At 39.0% G+C, this 21,683-nt stretch carries 14 protein-coding genes; 7 read left to right on the top strand and 7 right to left on the bottom strand.

Annotated elements, in window-relative coordinates:
• Window positions 1-206: 206 nt before the first annotated feature.
• Window positions 207-2,252: a patatin-like phospholipase family protein gene (locus ACN1CN_RS00440; RefSeq protein ID WP_419134242.1), complete on the bottom strand. Its 2,046-nt coding sequence runs from the start codon at window positions 2,250-2,252 to the stop codon at window positions 207-209.
• A 474-nt stretch (window positions 2,253-2,726) separates the two neighbouring features.
• Between ACN1CN_RS00440 and ACN1CN_RS00435 the strand changes: the two genes are divergently transcribed.
• The 4 genes from ACN1CN_RS00435 to ACN1CN_RS00420 all read left to right on the top strand — a co-directional run bounded on the left by ACN1CN_RS00435 (window position 2,727) and on the right by ACN1CN_RS00420 (window position 7,835).
• Window positions 2,727-3,608, top strand: a complete 882-nt coding sequence (locus ACN1CN_RS00435) for a helix-turn-helix domain-containing protein (RefSeq protein ID WP_419134241.1) — start codon at window positions 2,727-2,729, stop codon at window positions 3,606-3,608.
• Between the two features lie 65 nt (window positions 3,609-3,673).
• Window positions 3,674-4,396 carry an SDR family oxidoreductase gene (locus ACN1CN_RS00430; protein WP_419134240.1) on the top strand — a complete coding sequence of 241 codons (723 nt, stop codon included), beginning with the start codon at window positions 3,674-3,676 and terminating at the stop codon, window positions 4,394-4,396.
• A 109-nt stretch (window positions 4,397-4,505) separates the two neighbouring features.
• Window positions 4,506-5,387 (top strand): formate dehydrogenase accessory sulfurtransferase FdhD, encoded by an 882-nt coding sequence (gene fdhD / locus ACN1CN_RS00425; RefSeq protein WP_419134239.1) that lies wholly within the window; start codon window positions 4,506-4,508, stop codon window positions 5,385-5,387.
• A gap of 78 nt (window positions 5,388-5,465) precedes the next feature.
• A complete protein-coding gene (locus ACN1CN_RS00420; RefSeq protein ID WP_419134238.1) occupies window positions 5,466-7,835 on the top strand; it encodes an FdhF/YdeP family oxidoreductase in 2,370 nt (789 codons plus the stop codon).
• Window positions 7,836-7,846: 11 nt separating this feature from the next.
• Here the strand turns inward: ACN1CN_RS00420 and ACN1CN_RS00415 are convergent, their stop codons facing one another.
• A complete protein-coding gene (locus ACN1CN_RS00415) occupies window positions 7,847-8,155 on the bottom strand; it encodes a hypothetical protein (RefSeq protein WP_419134237.1) in 309 nt (102 codons plus the stop codon).
• A gap of 53 nt (window positions 8,156-8,208) precedes the next feature.
• Entirely contained in the window at window positions 8,209-9,144 is a 936-nt protein-coding gene (locus tag ACN1CN_RS00410; RefSeq protein WP_419134236.1) for a Dyp-type peroxidase, read from the bottom strand.
• Window positions 9,145-9,550: 406 nt separating this feature from the next.
• Here ACN1CN_RS00410 and ACN1CN_RS00405 point away from each other — a divergent pair, with 406 nt between their 5' ends.
• Complete coding sequence (locus tag ACN1CN_RS00405; protein ID WP_419134235.1) at window positions 9,551-11,995, top strand: TonB-dependent siderophore receptor; 2,445 nt, start codon at window positions 9,551-9,553, stop codon at window positions 11,993-11,995.
• Window positions 11,996-12,165: 170 nt separating this feature from the next.
• Here ACN1CN_RS00405 and ACN1CN_RS00400 read toward each other — a convergent pair whose 3' ends face one another.
• The 4 genes from ACN1CN_RS00400 to ACN1CN_RS00385 are packed head-to-tail and all read right to left on the bottom strand — an operon-like array spanning window position 12,166 to window position 18,912.
• Window positions 12,166-13,308, bottom strand: a complete 1,143-nt coding sequence (locus ACN1CN_RS00400) for a cytochrome-c peroxidase (RefSeq protein ID WP_419134234.1) — start codon at window positions 13,306-13,308, stop codon at window positions 12,166-12,168.
• Between the two features lie 30 nt (window positions 13,309-13,338).
• On the bottom strand, window positions 13,339-14,847 hold the full coding sequence (locus tag ACN1CN_RS00395) for a DUF6850 family outer membrane beta-barrel protein (protein WP_419134233.1): 1,509 nt from the start codon (window positions 14,845-14,847) through the stop codon (window positions 13,339-13,341).
• An 11-nt stretch (window positions 14,848-14,858) separates the two neighbouring features.
• A complete protein-coding gene (locus tag ACN1CN_RS00390) occupies window positions 14,859-16,061 on the bottom strand; it encodes a DUF4876 domain-containing protein (protein ID WP_419134232.1) in 1,203 nt (400 codons plus the stop codon).
• Window positions 16,062-16,089: 28 nt separating this feature from the next.
• Window positions 16,090-18,912: a TonB-dependent receptor gene (locus ACN1CN_RS00385; RefSeq protein ID WP_419134231.1), complete on the bottom strand. Its 2,823-nt coding sequence runs from the start codon at window positions 18,910-18,912 to the stop codon at window positions 16,090-16,092.
• A gap of 470 nt (window positions 18,913-19,382) precedes the next feature.
• Between ACN1CN_RS00385 and ACN1CN_RS00380 the strand changes: the two genes are divergently transcribed.
• Together ACN1CN_RS00380 and ACN1CN_RS00375 are read left to right on the top strand one after the other, a co-directional pair.
• Entirely contained in the window at window positions 19,383-20,213 is an 831-nt protein-coding gene (locus ACN1CN_RS00380) for a restriction endonuclease (RefSeq protein WP_419134230.1), read from the top strand.
• Window position 20,214: 1 nt separating this feature from the next.
• The gene (locus ACN1CN_RS00375; protein ID WP_419134229.1) at window positions 20,215-21,570 is read left to right on the top strand and encodes an MBL fold metallo-hydrolase; all 1,356 of its coding nucleotides are present in this window, start codon (window positions 20,215-20,217) and stop codon (window positions 21,568-21,570) included.
• Window positions 21,571-21,683 lie beyond the last annotated feature (113 nt).

Below are 21,683 nucleotides of genomic sequence, written 5' to 3'. Positions count from 1 at the left end.
ATACGGTAAATGAAGATATGGGATTCTAATTGGTGACCAAACTACTGCCTGCGACTCTGGGTGAAATGGTAATGGCGGCAGTGCGCAAATAGTACGGAGCTATTGCATCAAACCATTCGTTGGGTGACGAACGATTCAAAGCGAAATTTATGAAGCGGATGTGCTTTTACGATACTATTAGTCCGAAAAGATAAATGAAAGTTTATTTACTTCCTGCCCAGTACCTCCTTAGGATCTACTTTTATTAGGTTTTCTTTCATTCTTCTAATATTATAGTCAGAAATGACCCAGTTCATTGGATACGGAATTATATTGTCAGTACTATCTTTTGGCAAGTTCTCTTTACGGAATGACTCGTGATTCATTCTAAAAGAACTACGCTCTATATAATCCTGTAATTTTTTATTAGACAATTCTGTCTGATTGCCGTACGTACCTAAAACGGTTATAAGAGGAGCTGCCAGATCGTTTACTAATGGGTGTAATGTTTTAGGTTCCTCCTTTTTAACTGTGCCATTGGATATGTATATTATTTTGAATTTTAGTTTGTTGCGTAATTGATAAAAAATGTCATCCTTATTGCCGCTTTCCATTCGGATCTCAATGCGCTGTAGAAGTTCTGAGGTAATTCCGCCTCCACTGTTATCGTAATAACCTCCGTCAACAAAATATTTATTATTTATTTCTCCTGCTGGTGACAGGTAAGGAAAACGAGCTCCGAGAACTGCTGCGGTGCTCAGTTTTATATTTTTGTATCCCTCATCGGTATCTGCATCCAGCTGCGAAAGCACATCCAGACGGTGTGTAAAAGGAGGGTTAATTTTCACATTACTAATAACACCGGATGAACCGCTTTCAATATTGGTTGTATTAACAAAGACAATAGGCAGACGTCCGCTATAATCAAAAACAGTGTCCAGGGTCCCTTTAAAATACTGTCCAATTTGAGAGTTGTAATCTGACTTTTCCATTGCGGTTGCCAATGCCTCTGCCCTGTCGTCCTGCAATAAATAAGGAACTAAATGACGTAATAAATCCGGGCCTAAAAATCGGGCTAAGGGATAAGTCAGAAAATCGGCTTCAAAAAAACCAGCAGCAGGATAGTCGCTTATTACCTTTGTGGTGTCTTTAATTGTGATTGACGGATCAACCAGCGTGGTATAAAATGCGAGATTACCGACAGAACCTCCGGAAGCCCCCGCTAAACTAAGAAGGTGATCTGAGAATTTATCTTCAGGATAAGCGGCTTCCAATTTTGATAAAACAGAAGCTACCCAATAACCTGATTTAGAAGCACCACCATCTGCAATAACCAAATATATCGGATAAGATGTAGAGTCTTTTTTTAGGACATTTGAACGGATCGGATTCTGAATCCATGCGTCGAGATACTTATCAATTTCAAGTCTATCGGCGTACAAATGTTCAGTTTTAGTCTCCTCCAGATTTACATCGTACGGATCGTAAAAATAGCCTAGCAATATCGCCCACAAAACAATAAGCATTGTAAACCGAAAATTATACTTGACAGCGTAAGATTTGATCTTGCATACAAAAGCTACCCACAATCCCATTGCCAACAGAAGACAGCCCAGGGAACCGTATCGGATGGCAAAATCAGGTGAAAAAAGAATTAATAAATACAATACAAACGACAAGTATAATGCTCCGTAAAAAATTCTTTTCCATCCCGTGCTTACCGTAGTACCAACAGTTGTTTTTCTTTTTTGTACAGCGACAAATACAAACAGAATTTGCAGCAAAAAGTAAAAAATAGAAAGAAACATCCAATACTCGATATGGAGTGGATATCTAAGAGCATCCTTTATAAACAGGATATCAAAACTTTTCGAACCGAATAAATAAATGAAAAGTATAATATAGCTGATACCTGTAACAATACTGATCGTAATGAGTCGTCTGGTTTTTAAGTTAAAAGTTGTGTCCAGTAAAAAATAATAGACATTATGAAACAACAGCAGTGCCCAAAAAAGCCAAATCGTTTTTTCCTCAAAAACAATAGCTGGCAGATTTAATGCCGCAAGCTGCAAGCCGACGGCTACATTATACCCTAACAAACGAGGAAAATGAGTGTAAATTCGAGGTGTCGCAGCACCATACATTATTATAAATAAATTTGCAATTTGTCTGGAACTTAGCCAGGACAATAACATCCATAAAATTACGCTCAAGTTTGTAAATACAAACGGCCCCAAATATTCAACAGTCTGCATCAACATATCCTGTCCCATTGGTAGTTTAACGATGACAAAATAATAGAGTATCAAAAAAACAAGACCGGGTGAGAACAAGTAAATACCTCGTATTAAATTGCTTGCATTTATTATAAAAAATCGAAATAGAGTCATGGTAAATTTGGAGTTTGTTATTCGACAATAAGCTGTTAATCTATTCTTTCAATTGTATCCTAATTGATATAATGCAGGGTCCAAATTAGCTAAGCGTATGCCTCTTTACGGATTGCTATTCCGAAGAAATTTACCCTTACAGCTTTATCAAGCTAATTTAGGAATTAACACAGAATTCCAAGCAAGTATATACACCTGTTTACCAAACTCTTAAATCACATTCAGAAATAAATACCCCTAAAACTGGTCTGTTATCGCTCTGACAAAATTATGAGACAGCTGTGGTACGCTATACCATAGTGTTAAGTCCTTAAAATTCTTAAATTTGTAGCGCTAGCCTAAATATAAAGACCCAAAATGCAGGAAACCAAAGGACTAATTCAGCAAATAAAATTACACAGTAAAATTGCCATTAGAGTAAGTACGAACTCTGATAATCAATTGCCTGAAGATGTAATGAAAATGCTTACCCGTCCTCACCGTAAAGCCAACTTTTTCTTTGTGTTTATTGAAAACGGTTCGCTTACTCATAAAGTGGATTTAAAAGATCTGACCATTTCCAACGGACAATTATTTTTTATCCTGCCCAACCAAATCCATACAGCACCCAAAGAGGTTAAGGATAGTCTTAAATACTTCAAAATGAGTTTTGACCAAAACTGTTTGTCGATGCTTCCCCAATCATTTTCATTTTTACTCAATCCCTTAAACTCACAAATCGTTTCCTTTGATAACGATTCAAAACAGCGAGTAAAAACGCTTTTTGAGCTTTTGAACAGCATTCTAAATACAGCAGGAAATGAAATAGACGGAGCCATTATTCTGGCTCATCTTAATTCGATACTGACAGAAATAAACACTGCCTATTTTAAAAATGTAGCGAAAGAAAACGCACTGCCTGCGCGGCTTTCTAAATACATTGATTTTAAAATTGCCGTTGAAACCCATCTCACCGAACAACTTCCCATAAACACCATGGCAGATCATCTGGCCGTAACGACGAACCGCCTTTACAACATTGTCAAAGAGTTTTCGGGTGTTTCGCCAAAAGAATTTATCACCAATCGTTTGATATTGGAAGCACAACGAAAACTGCACTACTCCAAATCCTCTGCTAAAGAAATCGCGTACGAACTGGGCTTTAACGACCCCGACTATTTTTCACGGCTTTTCAAAAAGACCACAGGAAAAAGTATTAGCAATTATATCACTGACATTCAGGATTTGTCAGGCAGTTAAAACGAATTGTCCAACCCATTTCAATTTGCTCCGTCTACTTTTACAGCTCACTAATTTATTAAAAAATGAAGTCAGCACTTATAACAGGAGCCAATAGAGGAATCGGTTTTGAAACCGCAAAACAATTAGCAGCACTCGGATATTTTGTTTACATCGGCAGTCGGGAAAAAACAAAAGGACTTGAGGCAGTTGCGGCACTTAAAGCATTAGGTTTTTCAAATGTAGACTGTGTCGAATTAGACGTTACCAACATTTTGTCTGTCAAAGCAGCGCGGCAAACCATAGAAAGCAAAACACCCCAATTAGATGTTTTAATAAACAATGCCGGCATTAGCGGCGGCTTTCCGCAACCGGCACTTACAGTTCCGTTAGAACAGGTAAAAACCGTTTTTGAAACCAATTTCTTTGCTCCTATTCAGGTGATACAAGAGTTTATCGATTTAATGAAAAAATCAAACGAACCAAGAATTGTAAATGTAACTACCGAACTTTCTTCGATTACCAAACATCAGGATCCTAACTGGGAATTTTACGCCTATAATCCTTCGGCTTACGGAGCATCAAAGTCGGCCTTAAATGCCTACACCGTCATGTTAGCCAAAGAACTTAAAGACAGTAATTTTAAAGTGAATTGTGTTTGCCCCGGTTTTACCAAAACAGCGTTTAATAACTACCTGGGTGTAAGACCCGTCGAGCACGGAGCAAGAGCAATTGTAAAATATGCAACCCTTACTTCGGAAGGAGCAACAGGAAAATTCTTCAATGAAGATGGCGAAATGCCCTGGTAAACACAAAACACCAGCCGATTTGCTCATTTCAAAGTCGTTATCCTTAAACTCAGAACTTTTTATATCTGTTTTTTCATTAAATTTACGTATCAACTTTTAATGCGTTTATATGGAAATGAAGGATCCGGAATTAGTTTCTATTAAAGAGGTGTTCATTACAAAGGTAGACGGGATCGAAAGTTCGTCCTTCCCGGATATTGTCTCTGTCGAAGAGCCTCTCGAAATAAGGATCAGTTATGGTTCTGAGGCCGAAAGAATACAAAAAAACATCTCGGTGACCATGCGCACACCCGGGAATGATCTGGATCTTGCGGTTGGTTTTTTATTCACGGAAGGCATTATTTCTTCTTATCAAAACATCAAAAAAGTGTACCATATCGAAAAGAATTGTACAGCACAAAAGAAGAATGTAGTTCAGGTGGATCTTGTCGAAAATTTTGTTCCCCATTTGGTACAAACGGACCGGAATTTTTATACGACTTCAAGCTGTGGGGTTTGCGGAAAAAGTGCCATTGAATCCATCAGAACGGTTAGCGCTTTTAAAGCTATCCCAAGTTCTAAGCTAAAATTGTCAACAGCTGTACTTTATCAATTGCCCGAAAAATTAAGAGCTGGCCAAAGTAGTTTTGCTCTTACAGGAGGTATTCATGCGGCGGGGCTTTTTACTATTGAGGGGGAATTAGTGCTTTTGCAGGAGGATGTTGGACGGCACAATGCTTTAGACAAACTAATTGGTAAGGCTCTGGCTGAAAACCTATTGCCTTTAAACAAGTACATTTTACTTCTGAGCGGCAGAATCAGTTTTGAGTTAATTCAAAAAGCGGCTATGGCTGGAATATCAATTGTAGCGGCTATTGGCGCGCCCTCTAGCCTGGCAGTTGAATTGGCGGTAGAATTTAACATAACCCTACTGGGGTTTCTTAAAAAAGAGAGATTCAATATCTACCATTCTACTGATCAGGTATTCATTCCTACCTCCAGTAAAAATTAGAATACCTTTTGGATCGCTACGATATAAAATTATAATTATTCCGTTTTTTTACGAGTATACTACTTAAATGCAAAAGTTATGAAAGAAGATCAATCTAAAAAAAGCACCGACCATAAAGTTGCCAAAGAACCAAACGCCGAAAATCCATATCGTCTTTTAGATCTTAAGCTAACAAAAGTAGAAAAGTGGGCCGCTGGCGTACCCGCTGTGATAGCAGCTTTTAGCGATCTCATTGAAGAAAAAACACTTGTTCGGGGTACAAAAGCTTTATTTAAAATGAACCAGGCTGGTGGTTTTGACTGTCCAAGCTGTGCCTGGCCCGATCCCGATGACGAGCGATCTCCTCTGGGTGAATATTGTGAAAACGGCGCTAAAGCACTGGCGGAAGAAGCTACAACCAAAAAAGTTACAGCTGATTTTTTTAAAGAAAACTCGGTTTACGAACTTGCCAAACTGGACGATTATCAAATTGGCAAAATGGGTCGACTGACTGACCCCATGTATTTACCCAAAAATGCTACACATTATCAGCCGATCAGTTGGGATGCTGCTTTTACAAAAATAGCCGATCATTTCAACGCATTGGAATCTCCCGATGAGGCTGCTTTTTATACTTCGGGAAGAACAAGCAATGAAGCGTCCTTTCTCTACCAGCTTTTTGCAAAAGAATTTGGTACCAACAATATGCCCGACTGCTCCAATATGTGTCATGAAACATCGGGATCGGCTTTAAGGCCAACCATTGGCATCGGAAAAGGTACTGTAACTCTGGATGATTTTTATGATACAGATGTCATTGTGATCATTGGTCAGAATCCCGGAACCAATGCGCCCCGAATGATGAGCGCATTGTCAAAAGGTAAAAAAAACGGAGCAAAGATCATTGCGATAAATCCTTTACCCGAAGCAGGTTTAATGGGCTTTCACAATCCACAGGAAGTGAATGGAATTATTGGAAGCGGTATTAAACTGGCCGATCTTTTTTTGCCTGTAAAAATAAATGGAGATATGGCTTTGCTTAAAGCGATCGAAATTATACTAATTGAATTTGAAAAGAAAAAACCCGGAGAAGTCTTTGATTATGACTTTATCAAAGAAAAAACGACAGGATACGATGCTTTTTTAAAACAATTTGACGCTTACAACCTTGATGAACTCGCCCTACAATCCGGTGTTTCTAAAGAGCTGTTGTATGAAGCTGCAGAAATTTTAGCCTTCAAAAAACGAATTATTGTTTGCTGGGGTATGGGGCTTACACAACAGCCTAACGGTGTCGAGATGATTAGAGAAATTCTTAATATACTGCTGCTCAAAGGAAGCATTGGTAAACCCGGAGCGGGCGTTTGTCCGGTACGTGGTCACAGCAACGTTCAGGGAAACCGGACGATGATGATTGACGAAAAACCGACTGACGAACAACTCGATCGGTTACAGGCCTTTTTCGGTTTCAATCCTCCCCGCAAACACGGTTATGATGTTGTTCGCGCCATTAAAGCCATGCAGGAAGAAAAAGTGAAAGTGCTGTTTTGTATGGGGGGTAATTTTTTATCTGCAACACCCGATACCACTTATACCGCCAGTGCTTTAAGAAAACTAAATTTAACCGTTTGCGTATCTACCAAGCTAAACCGAACTCACCTGATTCACGGACAGGAAGCGCTCATACTGCCAACATTGTCTCGAAGTGACAAGGACATTGTTAATGGCGAGATACAAATTATAACTACCGAGAATTCAATGGGTGTGGTACAATCATCTAAAGGAATGCTAAAACCTGTATCTGATAACTTAATTAACGAAACACAGATTGTCTGCAAAATGGCGATGGCAACATTAGGAAGCAAATCGGTTATAGACTGGCAAGACTACCATGATAATTATGATGCCGTAAGAGATGCTATTGAAAAGTGCATACCGGGTTTTGAAAATTATAATGTCAGAGCGCGTCACAAAGGAGGTTTTTACCTGCCGAACGCAGCGCGTGACGGACAGTTTATCACAAAAGAGTTTGGGAACCGTGCTCCCTTTACATTAACTTCGGTACCGGATAATGCGCTTGCTCCCGATGAGTACATGATGGCCACAACCCGAACCCATGATCAGTTTAACACTACAATCTATGGCCTTGACGATCGCTATCGCGGTATAAAAAACGAACGCCGTGTTGTATTTATGAATCCAAAAGACATTGAAAAAGCGGGATTTAAAGCGGGCGATAAGGTTGATCTATTTAATTATGATGATGGTATCGAACGAATTGCGCCTTTGTTTGTCATTGTTTCGTATCAGATACCCGAGAAAAATACCGTTACTTATTTTCCCGAAACCAACGTACTGGTTTCGGTGAACAATGTTGTAAAAGACAGCAATATGCCGGCATCAAAGTATGTAAAAATTAAAATTAAAAGACACGATCCTAAAATATACGAGAGCATAAAGGAACTGTAAACCGTAACCGTTTAGGTCTGACCGTCAGTTTTGTCAAATGCTGACGGCATCAGTTCGATATGGTATTTACCGGCCACTTTTATCAGTATTGGTAATAAGATCGAAGCGCCCGGAAGCAATAAAAAAGGAATGCCGATACCAATTATTTTCAACGAATCGAAAAGCTGGATTTTAAGCGTGTTCTCTTCGTCTTCGCTTATACTGCCTTCTTTTATGTACTTCTGAATAATTAAACCTGCCTCCTTTTCTCCTTCTCCTTCTTTTTTCAGGTCGAACAAAAAGTGATGTACATTCTCTTCAATCGTTTTTTCAATTTCCATAAAATTTGGGTTGCCAATTGGTATTTGGTTTAGCATTTATAGTCAAAATAATCTTATTCATCAGCGTATTCATCCAAGACATCAAAACTTGGTGCAAAAAATAATGTTCCGGTTGCTGCAGTGCTAAAATCCAGTATGCGGTCATAATTTCCGGGTGGATTACCAATGAACATATTCTCTAACATTTTTCTGGTGGTACTGAATGTACTGGCATAAGAAATAAAATAGGTGCCCACTTCTCCCTTAGAAGGATTTCCGAAAGGCATATTGTCCCGTACAATTTTAAGTTCCTCTCCATTTTCATCTGTAATAGCGGTTAGCGCACTGTGCGAGTTTGCCGGTTTCACTTCATCATCCAATTCGATATCATTCATTTTAGTTCTTCCAATTACTTTCTCCTGCTCTTCGGTAGTTAGATTTTCCCAATTTTTCATGTTATGGAAATATTTTTGTACAAACAAATAGCTTCCGCCTTTATAGGCAGCATCCTCCTCACCTACTATTGCAAAAAAATCTCTCTCATCACCTATCGGGTTTTCGGTGCCGTCCACAAAACCAATAATAGACCGACCGTCCCAATATCTGAATCCGTGAATCTCTTCCAAACATTCCGCAACCGGTTCGAGAACCTTTGAAATTGCCATAGCCATATCAAAACAAATGGCTGTGTTTTGTGCTCTTAAATGAAAATGAAGGTCACCTGCAGTAGCTTCTGCGGTATGTTTTGCTCCTTTTATTGGTTCAAAATTCACCAATTCTTTCGGTAAAGGTTTCGGTAAGCCTAGTGCTATCCAGGCGTCATGTCCAACCCCCATTACGCAGCTGCTTCGTCCGTCGGGGATTCTTATGGTAAAGGAATTGTTTAAATTACTGATCAACGAACACACTTTCTTAAATGCAGACTTTATATCGGTCTGATTTTTAAATTTCCAAACCATAAAAATGGTGTTGTTGTTTGGATAATCGGTAACATTTTGTGATTGACTCATACTGGTAGCTATACGTTATATACGATTCTGATTTTATTATTAAGCAATGGTATACAGGACCAAATCCTAACTGTACTCTAAAATTAGTAATAAAATATAAGGTGTTCAAACAAAAAGCAAACTGTCTTTTTTTGAAATCGTAAAAAAAATAGTATGCAAACGAATCTGAAAAAGTGTATAAAATAAAAATCTCCTTTCTTACGAATCGGAATTGCTTCTATATAGCCTTTACTCTATATAAATGGCATTCTAAAAGATTGTGTTCTATTCGATGCCTTACAAAAATTAAATCTTCTGCCTAAATTATTCTGTTAAATCTCTCTCTTTTTTACACTATTTATATTTAGTCTAAATAATAACAGTATATTTGTGACCTAATTTTTAAATCATAATATAAATAACCGCCATGAAATTCAATTATTTACTTTTGCTGCTGGCCTTTACTAGCCTTGGTCAGGCGCAAAATGCCAGAATTACGGGAAAGATCGTTTCCCAAAACAATGAAGCTGTATCGTATGCTTCTGTGTTTCTTAAAAGCCTCAAAAAAAACACTACTTCTGATGACAAAGGAAACTTTGAATTCAACAACCTGACACCAGGAACGTATACCCTTCATTTTTCGGCAATGGGGTTTTCTGCACAGGAAAAAAAAGTTGAGCTCCAACTCAATGAAAACCTGGAACTTTCGATCGTTTTACAGGAAAATATCAATACTTTACAGACGGTAGAGATCACAGGCCGAAAGGAGAAATCGTATAAAAACACCAAATCTTTTATTGGAGCCAAAACAGAAATTGCTTTAAAAGATCTTCCACAAGCTGTTTCTTATGCTACCAAAGAGTTAATCGCCGATCAGGGTTCGATTCGCGTAGGCGAAGTAGTAAAAAACTTCAGCGGTGTGAGTCAGTTTACTTTTTATGACGACATTTCGATTCGTGGTTTTAGAATTAACGGAGGAAGCAATACGCAGTTGCTAAACGGAATGCGAACTTCTACCGGATTCTGGAAACAGCCTTTGGCCAATTACCTCGAGCGTGTTGAAGTTTTAAAAGGACCATCCTCTGCTTTGTTTGGGAATGCTTCGCCGGGAGGAGTTTTAAACCGTGTTACTAAAAAACCACTGGATCAGGCCGCAAACAGTGTGAATTTCTCTACAGGAAGTTTTAATACGCTAAGAGCCTTAGCCGATTTTACTGGTCCCTTGACAGAAGACAAGTCGTTGTTATACCGTTTGAATGTAGGATATGAAAATGCAAATTCTTTCAGAGATCTTCAATTCGACAAAAATATTGTCATTGCTCCTTCTCTTTCCTTTCTTCCAAATGATAAAACAAGTGTGAACTTTGACCTGATTTATACGGGTTCGAAAAGTATTCTGGATCGTGGACAATCTACTTATGAGGATAATTTATATTCGACAAAGACTTCGAATTCCTTAAATTCTACAAACGATTATTTAAATGAGGAAACTTATATCGTTACTACTTCATTAAACCATCAGTTTACCGATCGTTTGTCGTTTTCTGCTTCTTACATCCGTACGGGTTATACCGAGGATCTTTTGGAGCATCGTGGTGCCAACAAATATGCTTCAGCCGGTGACGGAACGACTATTCCGACCGCAATCGAAATGCAGGTTTTCCAACGCAAGCGCAAGCGTTATATTGATAATCTTTCTGCCTTTTTTAAGTATCAGGCAAAAACCGGTGCTTTAGATCATAATTTGATTGCCGGCTATGATTATGCACAGGAACAGGTACCGGCCGGAGGTTCTCAACTTCAGGCAACAGGATACAGAAACGCAGCCAATACAGGTTCCATTGCAACCTACGACCCTAAAAAGAAGAATCTTTATTTGTTAGATTCTAAAGGAAATCCGGTTCCTAATGTGGCGCATTTTGATTTAACCAATCCATCGGCATCACAGCAGTTAAAAGACATGAGCAAATATTTCTATGCCGCTCGTCCGTTTGACCCGACTTATTATTCGCTGTACGGAATTTATCTTCAGGATCACATTAAATTTGGCGCTTTTCAGGCTTTAATCGGAGTTCGTTATGACGAATATACCGATAAAGAAAACTACAAAAAAACAACCGAAAAGAAGGTAAAACAGCATTCGTTCCTGCCTCGTTTTGGACTTACCTATACCCTTAATCCCAATATTAATTTATACGGAACTTACGTAAAGGGGTACAATCCGCAAACTGCTTCTTCTTTATCCAATCCGAATGCAGGAGGGCCATTTGGTCCGTTAGAAAGCAATATGATTGAATTTGGAGGAAAATCTTCCTGGTTTAAAGAGAAACTTTTTGTGACGGTGGCTTTGTTTAAAATTCAGCAAAAAAATACGTTATATCCTGCCAACGATCCTGTAAACCCAGATTTGATGCGAGCCATTGGAGAGGAAGAATCAAAAGGTATCGAAATTGATGTGAACGGAAGCATTACCAAAAACTGGAGTATTTCTGCGGCTTATTCGTATAATGAAGCAGCAATTACCGAAAGCCCTGTAGGTACTGAAATTGGAAGACAAAAACCCAATACGCCAAAACAACAAGGGAATGTTTGGACACGTTACAACTTTACTGATGGCGCTTTAAAAGATTTTGGTCTGGCTTTTGGGACTAATTTTGTTACCACCCGTAACTTAAGTCAAACGGTTACACAAACTATTCCGGGCTATACCTTGTTTAATGCGGCATTGTATTACAGCATCAATAAATTTAAAATTCAGGTGAATGCCAACAACATCACCAATAAAACCTACTGGGTTGGAGGTTACGACTATATTCGTTTGTTTCCTGGTGCACCTTCCAACTGGCTGTTAACACTAGGATATTCGTTTTAATAAATGCCGGTTTATATTCAGAAAACACTTTGGATTAGTTATAAAACATTTAAAGAAATATATGCCTGTTGCACCTCTGGTCTGGACTTGTGTCCGGGCTGGAGGTTATTATTATTTTTCTAAAAAATGAATCCCATCTCTTGCGAAATGGGATTTTTTTTATGTGGTAATTACCTTGGTATCTGTGGTCTTTCCATTTTATACTGTCTTCCGGACAATGTTTTTATAAAAGAAACTAAAGCCACAATTTCCTCATCATTAAGATGCAACGGCTGCATTAAAACATCCGTTTTAGGAAATAGCGGATCGGCCGCTTTTTCCGATTCATCGGGGTCGATCATGTGCATGCCGCTGTTGTACATGTTTACAATTCCGGTGATATTGTCAAACAAACCATTGTGCATCCACGGGCCGGTAAACGTTACATCGCGCAGAGAAGGAGTCCTGAATTTCCCAACGTCTTCTGCTTTTTTAGTAACATTATAAAGTCCTAAATCTTCGTATTCTCTTTTGTAATAAGTAAGTCCAATATTGTGAAAGGATTCATCGGTCAGGTATTTCCCGGAATGGCAATTCATACATCTTGCTTTGGTACGAAAAAGATGCAGCCCGTATATTTCATGATCGGATAACTGTGTATAATCGCCATCAATAAAAGCATCAAAGCGGCTTCTTTTGCTGAGAATTGTTTTTTGAAACACCGCCAGAGACTGAAGGATTTTTTCGTAGGTAACCTCAGAATTCCCAAAGGCATTTTGAAACAAAACCGGATAAGCTTTGATTTTCTTTAGCTTTTTAGCCAGACTTTTAGCTTCCATATTCATTTCGTGATGCGCCGTTATGGGGCCTTGCGCCTGCTCTTCTAAAGTTGCTGCACGACCGTCCCAAAAAAAAGATTTCCGGGCTCCTATGTTATACAACGATGGCGTGTTTCTTTTTCCCTGCAAATGGTCATTACCTAAAGATTTTTCTCTTGCATCTCCCCAGGCAAGTTCCGGATCATGACAACTGCTGCAGGAAACCTGATTGGAACCGGAAAGTTTAGGATCAAAAAAAAGCATTTGACCTAAAATTACTTTGGGATCTTCCAATCTGTCGTAGTAACTGGTATCTACAGCCAGGGATTCAAATTCCTGCCAAAGAACATCTTTGTCAACGGTAGGTTTTGGCCATTGATTGGTGGGCTTGCTGTAAACTTCACGCCAGTTGGAGTTTGCTATTTTTTCACTAAATGCAGCACTAAAACTTAGCAATGCATAAATAATACCTGTAAAAAAGGCAAAAAAAGAGGTTTTTACTATCAGAGACTTCATTGTGAGTAGATAAAGATTTTATAATCTGTGTTAAAATGTCAACCCCAATGACATTTGATAAAAAGTATTGTTTACGTTTTTGGAATAGTTGTAATAATCGAAGCTCGTTTTGACAAAAAAGTTAAGATCGGGTTTGTATGTATAATCCCACCTTGCCGCGAGATTTACTTTGGAATACCCTGCTGATAAGTAGGCAAAGTTAGAATCGAGCAGGTCGAAAATTTGATTTGTTTTTCGGTCGCTCAGTGTCCTATCCGAACTTAAAATCCAGTTATGCTCCAACGAAGCCGAAAGATTGATTAAGGATGGAGACAGGAGTTTTGAAACGGCAAAATCCATTCGGCCAATACCTTGTTGTATGTCTACAGTTCTCAGAGGATCACTATACTTTTCTGCTGTATTTTTTAAATTAAAACTTGGTGCAACCGACCACGTTAATGCAGGTTTTGGGATAACATACAATCCCGAAAACACAACGGATGTTACCTGATTGGTGTATTTCGTATGTTCGGCTATTTTAATGTAAGAGGTTGTACTTTGATTGTCGAATATGTTTTCGGTTCCCGCTCTGTTGGTATAAAAAAGTCCAATCTTTGTGCCCCAAAACTTTTCTTCTGATTTTTTCGAATAAGAAACGGCTGCTTCATAGCTATTTTCTAAAATAGCAGATGCAACAAGATTTTGAAATTCGGTCATTATTTTTTCATAATCAAACCGATTGTATCCTGCCGATAATCCAAAACCACTTCGGTCTTTGGGAAAAAACTGCAAGCTTCCACCGTATCCCCTTCCGTCGTAATACGAGCTGAGTTTATTTCCGGTAAGCAGCTTATTGTACACACCAAGTCCTACCATATGATAAACCGCCGGAGCGCCCAATTCGCTAAAGAATTTCAAATTATCAGACTGTGTATATTTTTGCAGATTTAGCGCTGATCCTAAAACATAATGATCGCCAATATTTACCGAAATACCAGTCGAAACCTTAAGGTCTGAAACGGTATTTTTAGGTCGCGGATCAGTATCCCGGTACTCCATTAAAGCCCTGTAGTTGGCTGAAATACCAAGGTTCATTTTACTAAAAGCTTTAGTATAACCACCGCTAAAAGAATATTCCTCATACGAAAGATCACCTCCAATAGAATCGGCCGTTACATATGGATAAATAATTTGATAATCTGAGCTTTCGTTCCAATGCACCTTTTTTCGTTTGCCATTCTTGTAATACGCGTTTCCAAAAACCGTATTTTCAGGATTCATCTTATAGTGCGATTTGGCGTTGATCAGAAACTGGCCAATTCCATTCCCCAATTGCTGTGTATTGGTTTGCTGTGAAGCCGAACTATAATCGGCACTCAGTTCTGATAATGAGTATCGACGGGCATAACGCTGATTGGCAGGATTACTATAGAAGGTACCGACAAAATTTTGCTCAGGAGACAAGTCTTCCTGAACGCGAACCAACACCGAAGTACTGTCCTGCGCATACAACATACCCGAACTCAAAATAAAAAATAGAAACAGGGAACGAAAGCTCATGATTACATTCATTAATTCATTAAAGAAGGTTTAACCTCAGGACTAAAATCTAAAGTAGAATTGTTAGTATCCTTTAATATTTTTTTACCGTTTGAAGTAGTTGAAAGCGCTTTACGACGAACACTTTTTCCGTAACGGGTGGCGTCTGAATCTACTTTTCCGCAATACGTCCATCCCTTGTCCAATGATGGTGCTGTTACAATCCATTGAAATTCAGACTCAACACTTAAGTTAACAGCGTCTACAATCCATGTGTTTGGAATTGAATAAACACTTTCTCCCATTGGGTAACTTTCTCCTCCAACTACCAAATTGTACTCGTAATCATAGGTGTAATCCGTAAGATATTTTGCTTTGGTTATTGGCAAACGAGCGATAACAAAACTTTTAAAACCTCTGTTGTGGATCACCATAGAAGAGAATAAACTTTCCATGTTTGGAACGGCCGGATTATCAACATCATCGGCATCTTCGGTATAAAATTCAAAATTGGCTTTTCTCAAATCCATCGAGGCCGAGTTGTATTCTTTATGGTCGATCGCGTCATCGGCAATAACAAAAAATTCACCCGGAGCAATCGGATAAGTAGTTCCGTTACCCGGAACAATCGCAACAGCTGATGCAGCAAACGATTGTGCCATAATGTTTGGGGTATACTCCTGTTTATCGGTGGTCATAAATTCTGACTGCGCAATCATCAAACCATCTGCATACAATACCTTATCTGTATTATTGTGAATTTTAAAGTATTTGTCTCCTAAATACTGTTTGCCCTGAGGAGTTCTTGTTCCGGTAAAAAATACCTCTTCGATGACAAAATCAGATTGGGTTGTTTTCAGGAACAGGTTCAAAGAAACAGCTGCACTTCCTCCGGTAACCAGCACCGATTCTTTGTAACTGCTTACTGTAGCTTCAATCGTATTTCCATCTATGGTATATTTAATTTTTCCATCAACAGAAATTTCATAAGAACCTTCGCTTAACGCAACCGCAAGGGTGTTCGATACCGCTTTACTTTGTGTGATTTTACCGGTATTGCGCTCTTTAAAAGAAACCGAAATTTCAGAAAAGGCAACACTGCTTAAATCGTCGGGATTTACAAGTGTTAAGGTTAAAGCCGTTTCCTTACTGCTGCTATCATCGTCTTTAGAACAGGATTGTAAGAGTGCCATTAGGGCTATTGTTAGATAAATGGGTAGTAATTTAATTCTCATAATTGGGTAATTTATTTAATATTAAAAGTTAAAAATTCAAATTTAATTCCATCCCGAAATAAGGTGAAGTAAGCCCTCTGCGCTCGATCTTCTGACCATTGATTTCATAGTTTTGATAGTAGCTGAAGAGTCGGTTAAGGAACATGGAAATTCTAAATCGCTTATAAAAATCTTTAGACACTTTTAGATTCATATTCATCGACATCGGAACGGTCTTTTTTTGAAACAAAGCCTCATTGTACTTGATGTCCAGCCATTGCAAAACAGGATCTGATTTGTCTTTTTCAAGATAAGGATGCTGTTTGCCCGAGGGATCGATATAAGCAACAGGCGTTCCGTTCATGGGGGTAGACTGATCGTTTCTAAACCATAAAAACTGGAAAGAACCCGAAAACTCTAATCCAAGAGAAGGAACATAGGTGTCTGCAATTACATTGGTATTGAACTGCTGTTTTACAGAGCCATCATCAAACTGGTAAAGCCCTAAATAAGGAAGTCTTTTTCCGTCGATGATAATGTCTTTCTGCCCTCTTTTATAAACCGGACTGCTGTTGGTATACGTTGTTTTAAACCAGGCACCGTTCAACGTAAATCGGGTGTTGATTGCGGTAAAACGCTTTGAAGAGAACTGAAACTCAACACCGCTTTTAAGCAGTTTACTTCCGTTATTGGTGATGTTGTACGACGTTAATAAAGTATCCATGACAAAACGCAGCTGTGCCAAATCAGGCGGTGCGGTTAAGGTTGAAGGATCGATAGAATTATTGTCGTACTTTTTATACGAAAGCGCCTGGTATCTCGAATTGTTTCTAAATCCGGAATCCATACGTTCGTTAAAAAGAGTGATCGAAAACCGATTGCTGTCATACGAAAAATCAGCACGAAGCTCCCATTTTTTATTAATTGCCGGTTTCAAATCGTAATTTACCGGAGACGTTTTGTAGGTCATCAGGTTAATTCTTCGGTACTCCGGTGTATTGTGATAATAGTTGAGCTGTACCAAATCGTTATAGATAAAATCAGGGTAAAGCTGTGCCAGTGTTGGAAATTTAGTATACTGTCCGAAACCTGCTGTAAATTCTGCTTTCATTATATGTTCGCCCATTTTAAAGGACGGAAGCACCCATTGGGTATTGATTCTGGGATCGAAATAGTATTTTCCGTGAATGGAATAAGCCGACGGCACATTCAATAACGACATTGCCCGAATACCTCCAGCCATGTTTAACCGATGTTTACCAAGCGGAACTGTAATGGCGTCTTCGGCAAAAAAAGACAGATCTGTACTCGCAGGAATATCTTTGTATGCTCTCGGACGTGTAGACATCTCAGGCGATGGCGGATGTGTGGTGTCGTACACCTGCCCTTTTCCGTTGTTTCTAGAATAGGTCCACTCCGAGCCCGCTTTTAAAGCATGCGTAATTCCAAACAAACGAACTTCAAAATCTCCCATAGCTTTTAAGAACGCATCCAATGGTTTTCCGTCTACAGTAAGATTAGAAACATACTGCGGTGTTAGAAAAATCCCGTCAGATTCACCCTGTTGTGTAGTATTGGGTATGGCTGTTGCGCTTGACACTTGTACCCATTTGGTCTGTTCTATTTTATCGTATTGCTGACTAAGCGATGCCGATGTATGAAGTGCTTTTAAAAATGTGGACGTTTTAAAGTTTAAATTGAAGGAGTTTACCAGTGAAAATCGATTGTAACTAGAGGAATATCGGTCAATTTTAGTATACCCTACATCCGGATCTGCCCTTTCGTTGTCGACAGAGCCACTGTAATCTAAACTGGAATCCCATTGAAGCTGATGAACATCATTTTCCCATGTTTTTTGTGCCCGTATGGAGGCAGTGATTCTCTTATAGTTTTCAAAACTGTTTCGCGGATCTGATTTTGCATTCAGATAATCCAATCCAACGTTCAATACCAATCGTTTCTCTTCCGATTCAAAACCTTTTCCTAAGTAATACAATTTGCTAAATTCATCTGCTTTAAAGCGCGATTCCCGGTTGCTGCGGCCTCTTTTTCGCTGAATTTTAATCAATCCGCTTGTTAAATCACCATACTCGACAGAAGGAATTCCTCTGATAATTTCGACTCTCTCGATTTGATCTGTAGAAATAGAGCGCATGTCTACCCCTTTTGAGGTAGTGTTTCGACGTGTATTGGCATATCCAGACCCCGGCGTTATCGTCAGGTTGGGTCCGGTCGTGTATTGCAGGTTCGCATCGGTATTTAAAGGAATCCCGTCAACCACAAAAGAAGTTCCAAGAGAAGAAATATCATAGTTCGAATCGGCTATACCCACTTCTCTTAGTTTGATATGATTGGAAGCATTAAATACAGGGTCCTTCGAGCGTCCTCCAGGCAGTAATTCCAATAAATCGGTAAAACTCGATGGCTGTAAATGCTGCATTGCTTTTTTATCAATAATAGAGGTACTCGTCATCCCACGTGATTCTACGGCCGTTATGACCACTTCGTTTAACTGAACGCTAGACGGAACTAATTCGAATGACAGCTTCTCGTTTGCTTTCAATTCCAGATTCTTCTCAACCGTTTCATAACCCTGGTACGTCAATTTTAGTTTGTAACGGCCACTTTCGATGGTATTTAAAAGGATACTACCAAAATCATCCGACAGGGTTTCAAACTTGCGGGTTCCTTCTAGAGAAAGTAAAACTCCTTTTAACGGAACTTTACTTTCGGCATCTTTAAGGGCAATCTGAAGTGTAACTTTAGGGATATTTTGAGCAAAAACCGGGTTAAAAAACAACAGAAATGCTACAGAAAGGACAGTTGCAATCCTTTTAAACAGGAATGCCGTAAGACTATTAAAAAGAAACATGGTATTAAATTTCTAGCAGCTGAGTAAGCTATATCACAAAAAGGCGGTTAATCGTTGCAAATATAACCTAATTTAGACTCAATAAAAATAATATTTTAAAATGCTGAAATCTAAACCACTCTTTCTTTCTTAAATTTTAGCTTAAAACATTGATTATCAAAAATATTTACCGAAATTTGTTAATACGCTTACTCTTTGTATACTATTTAAAAAATAAACGCTTTTAATAGCAATTAAGTTGTAATTGACAGTGTCCTGTTGCCATCTGTAACCGTTCTTCTGCCAACTTACTACCAAATCTTCAATTTTCCAGTTTCAGGAGCAACCGAACAAATAAAGTTCGAAAATCCTAATTACCGTTCCCAAAACCTACTGTAAAAAACGAATACAGGGAACTTAAACTCAATAGCAACAATCTGCTGTTTTTCATTTTTGATAAACAGAATCAGCTCCTAAACGCATTGTCTGTGATGAAAATAACGAAGCACTCCGGGCACAAAGTCCCATTCGACAAAGAAAAACTAAAGCTTTCTCTAAAAAAATCGGGAGCTGCACCCGATCTTATTCAGGAATCTCTGGGTGAAATCGAAAAGCAAATCTATGAGGGTATTACCACCAAAGAAATCTACAAAATGGCCTTTGCTATTCTAAAAAAAGCGGCAAATGGACATGCAGGACGTTACAATATCAGGCTGGCGCTGCAAATGCTTGGTCCTGCCGGTTTTTTCTTTGAGAAATTCATTGCCAGACTGTATGCCGCAGACGGTTATAAAGCCAAAATAAATTTAACCCTACAAGGAAAGTGTGTCTCACATGAAGTGGATGTGGCTATTATGAAAGACAATCTGATTACGATGATTGAATGTAAGTTTCACGGCAGTAAAGAAGGCTCTTCGGATGTAAAAGTCCCGATGTACATTCTTTCCCGTTTTAATGACCTTAAGGCAAACCGACACACTATTTTTACCAATAACGAAAGTATTAATTCCTGCATTATTGTCACCAACAATCGTTTTACCAAAGACGCGCAGGATTTTGCCAGTTGCAGCGGAATCTCGTTGGTAAGCTGGGATTATCCACAAGACAATAGTCTTAAAAATAAAATAGACAAAGGAGCGCTCTACCCTATTACCTGTCTCACCACCTTATCACTTGTTGAAAAAGAAAAACTGCTTTTTCTGGATCAGATATTGGTTAAAGATCTTATTGATGATCCGCAAAGCCTGTCTAAAATAGGACTTAGCCAAAACCGAATCAAAAATATACTACACGAAGCTTCACAAATTTGTAAACTTGTTTGACATGAAAGTAAAATTTATAGGAGGCGCGGGAACTGTAACCGGTTCTAAAACGCTGATCGAAACAAAAAGTAACAGAATACTGATTGATTGTGGTCTTTTTCAGGGGATAAAATCGCTTCGGGAACTCAACTGGGATCCTTTACCTGTTTTACCCTCCAGTATCGATTTTGTCCTGCTTACCCACGGTCATCTCGATCATTGTGGCTGGCTTCCACGGTTGGTCGCTCAGGGGTTTACAGGCAAAATATACTGTACCGGTCCGACCAAATCGATAGCCAAATTGGTTCTTTTGGACAGTGCTAAAATTCAGGAGGAAGAAGCCGAAAGGGCCAACAAGGAACAATATTCGAAACACACACAGGCAGAGCCGCTTTATACCGTAGAACAGGCTGAGGCTGTGATGTCATTTTTTAAAGTCGTCCCCCCTGATACAGCCGTAACGATTGCGGAGGATACGACCGCTGTTTTTGAAAATGCAGGACATATCATAGGAGCCTGCAGTATTACGCTGACTGCCGAGGGCAAAACTCTGGTGTTTTCGGGCGATATAGGCCGTGATGACGATGTACTGATGTTTCCGCCAACCAAACCCCTAAAGGCCGATTATGTCTTTCTGGAAAGTACCTATGGCAACAAACTGCATCCCAATTTAGATGTAAAGAAAGAACTTGAAACACCTATTAATGCTGCTATAGCACAAAATGAAACCGTAATCATTCCGGGCTTTGCTGTAGAGCGGGCCCAATCAGTCATGTTTTTGTTGTGGCAGCTCAAACGCGAAGGCAGAATTCCTGACGTTCCCTATATACTCGATACTCCAATGGGCGCCAATGCCCTGCACGTATTTTTAGAGAATTTAAAATGGCACAAACTGTCTGTTGAGGACTGTCATGAGATGGCAAAAATGTTTAGGATTGTTTCTGAGTACGAGGAAACGCAGCGTATTATTGCAAATCCTCAGCCTAAAGTAGTTCTTGCTGCAAGTGGTATGGCAACAGGTGGACGGGTATTGTCGTATTTTGAACATTATATTAGTCTTGAAAAAACAACTGTTATTTTTGTGGGCTATCAGGCAGAAGGTACGCGCGGAAGAAAACTTCTGGAAGGGGATAAAGAAATTAAAATTTATGGAAATTACTATACCGTAAGAGCCAAAATCTTTCAGATAGAAGGTCTCTCTGCACACGGAGACCAAAATGATCTTTTAAACTGGCTGTCTGCTCTTACCAACACTCCTAAATGTGTCTTTTTAGTACATGGCGAAAATTTGCCGGCGGATGAACTGCGAATCAAAATTCAGCATCGCTATCATTTTAAATGTACTGTTCCGTTAATGGGAAATGAAATAGAAATTTAGGCTTTTTTGTAGCTACCTGACCTTCAGAACCCTAAAACAAACAGCCCCGCACCATTGGTTTAGTGCAGGGCTGTTTCTCAAAAAAAAACATTTTTTATAAATCAATTATTTCC

This window comes from Flavobacterium sp. T12S277, assembly GCF_048514875.1.
Lineage (GTDB): Bacteria > Bacteroidota > Bacteroidia > Flavobacteriales > Flavobacteriaceae > Flavobacterium.
The sequence above is the reverse complement of the archived record's forward strand: the minus strand, read 5'-3'. Positions and strand labels throughout refer to the sequence as shown.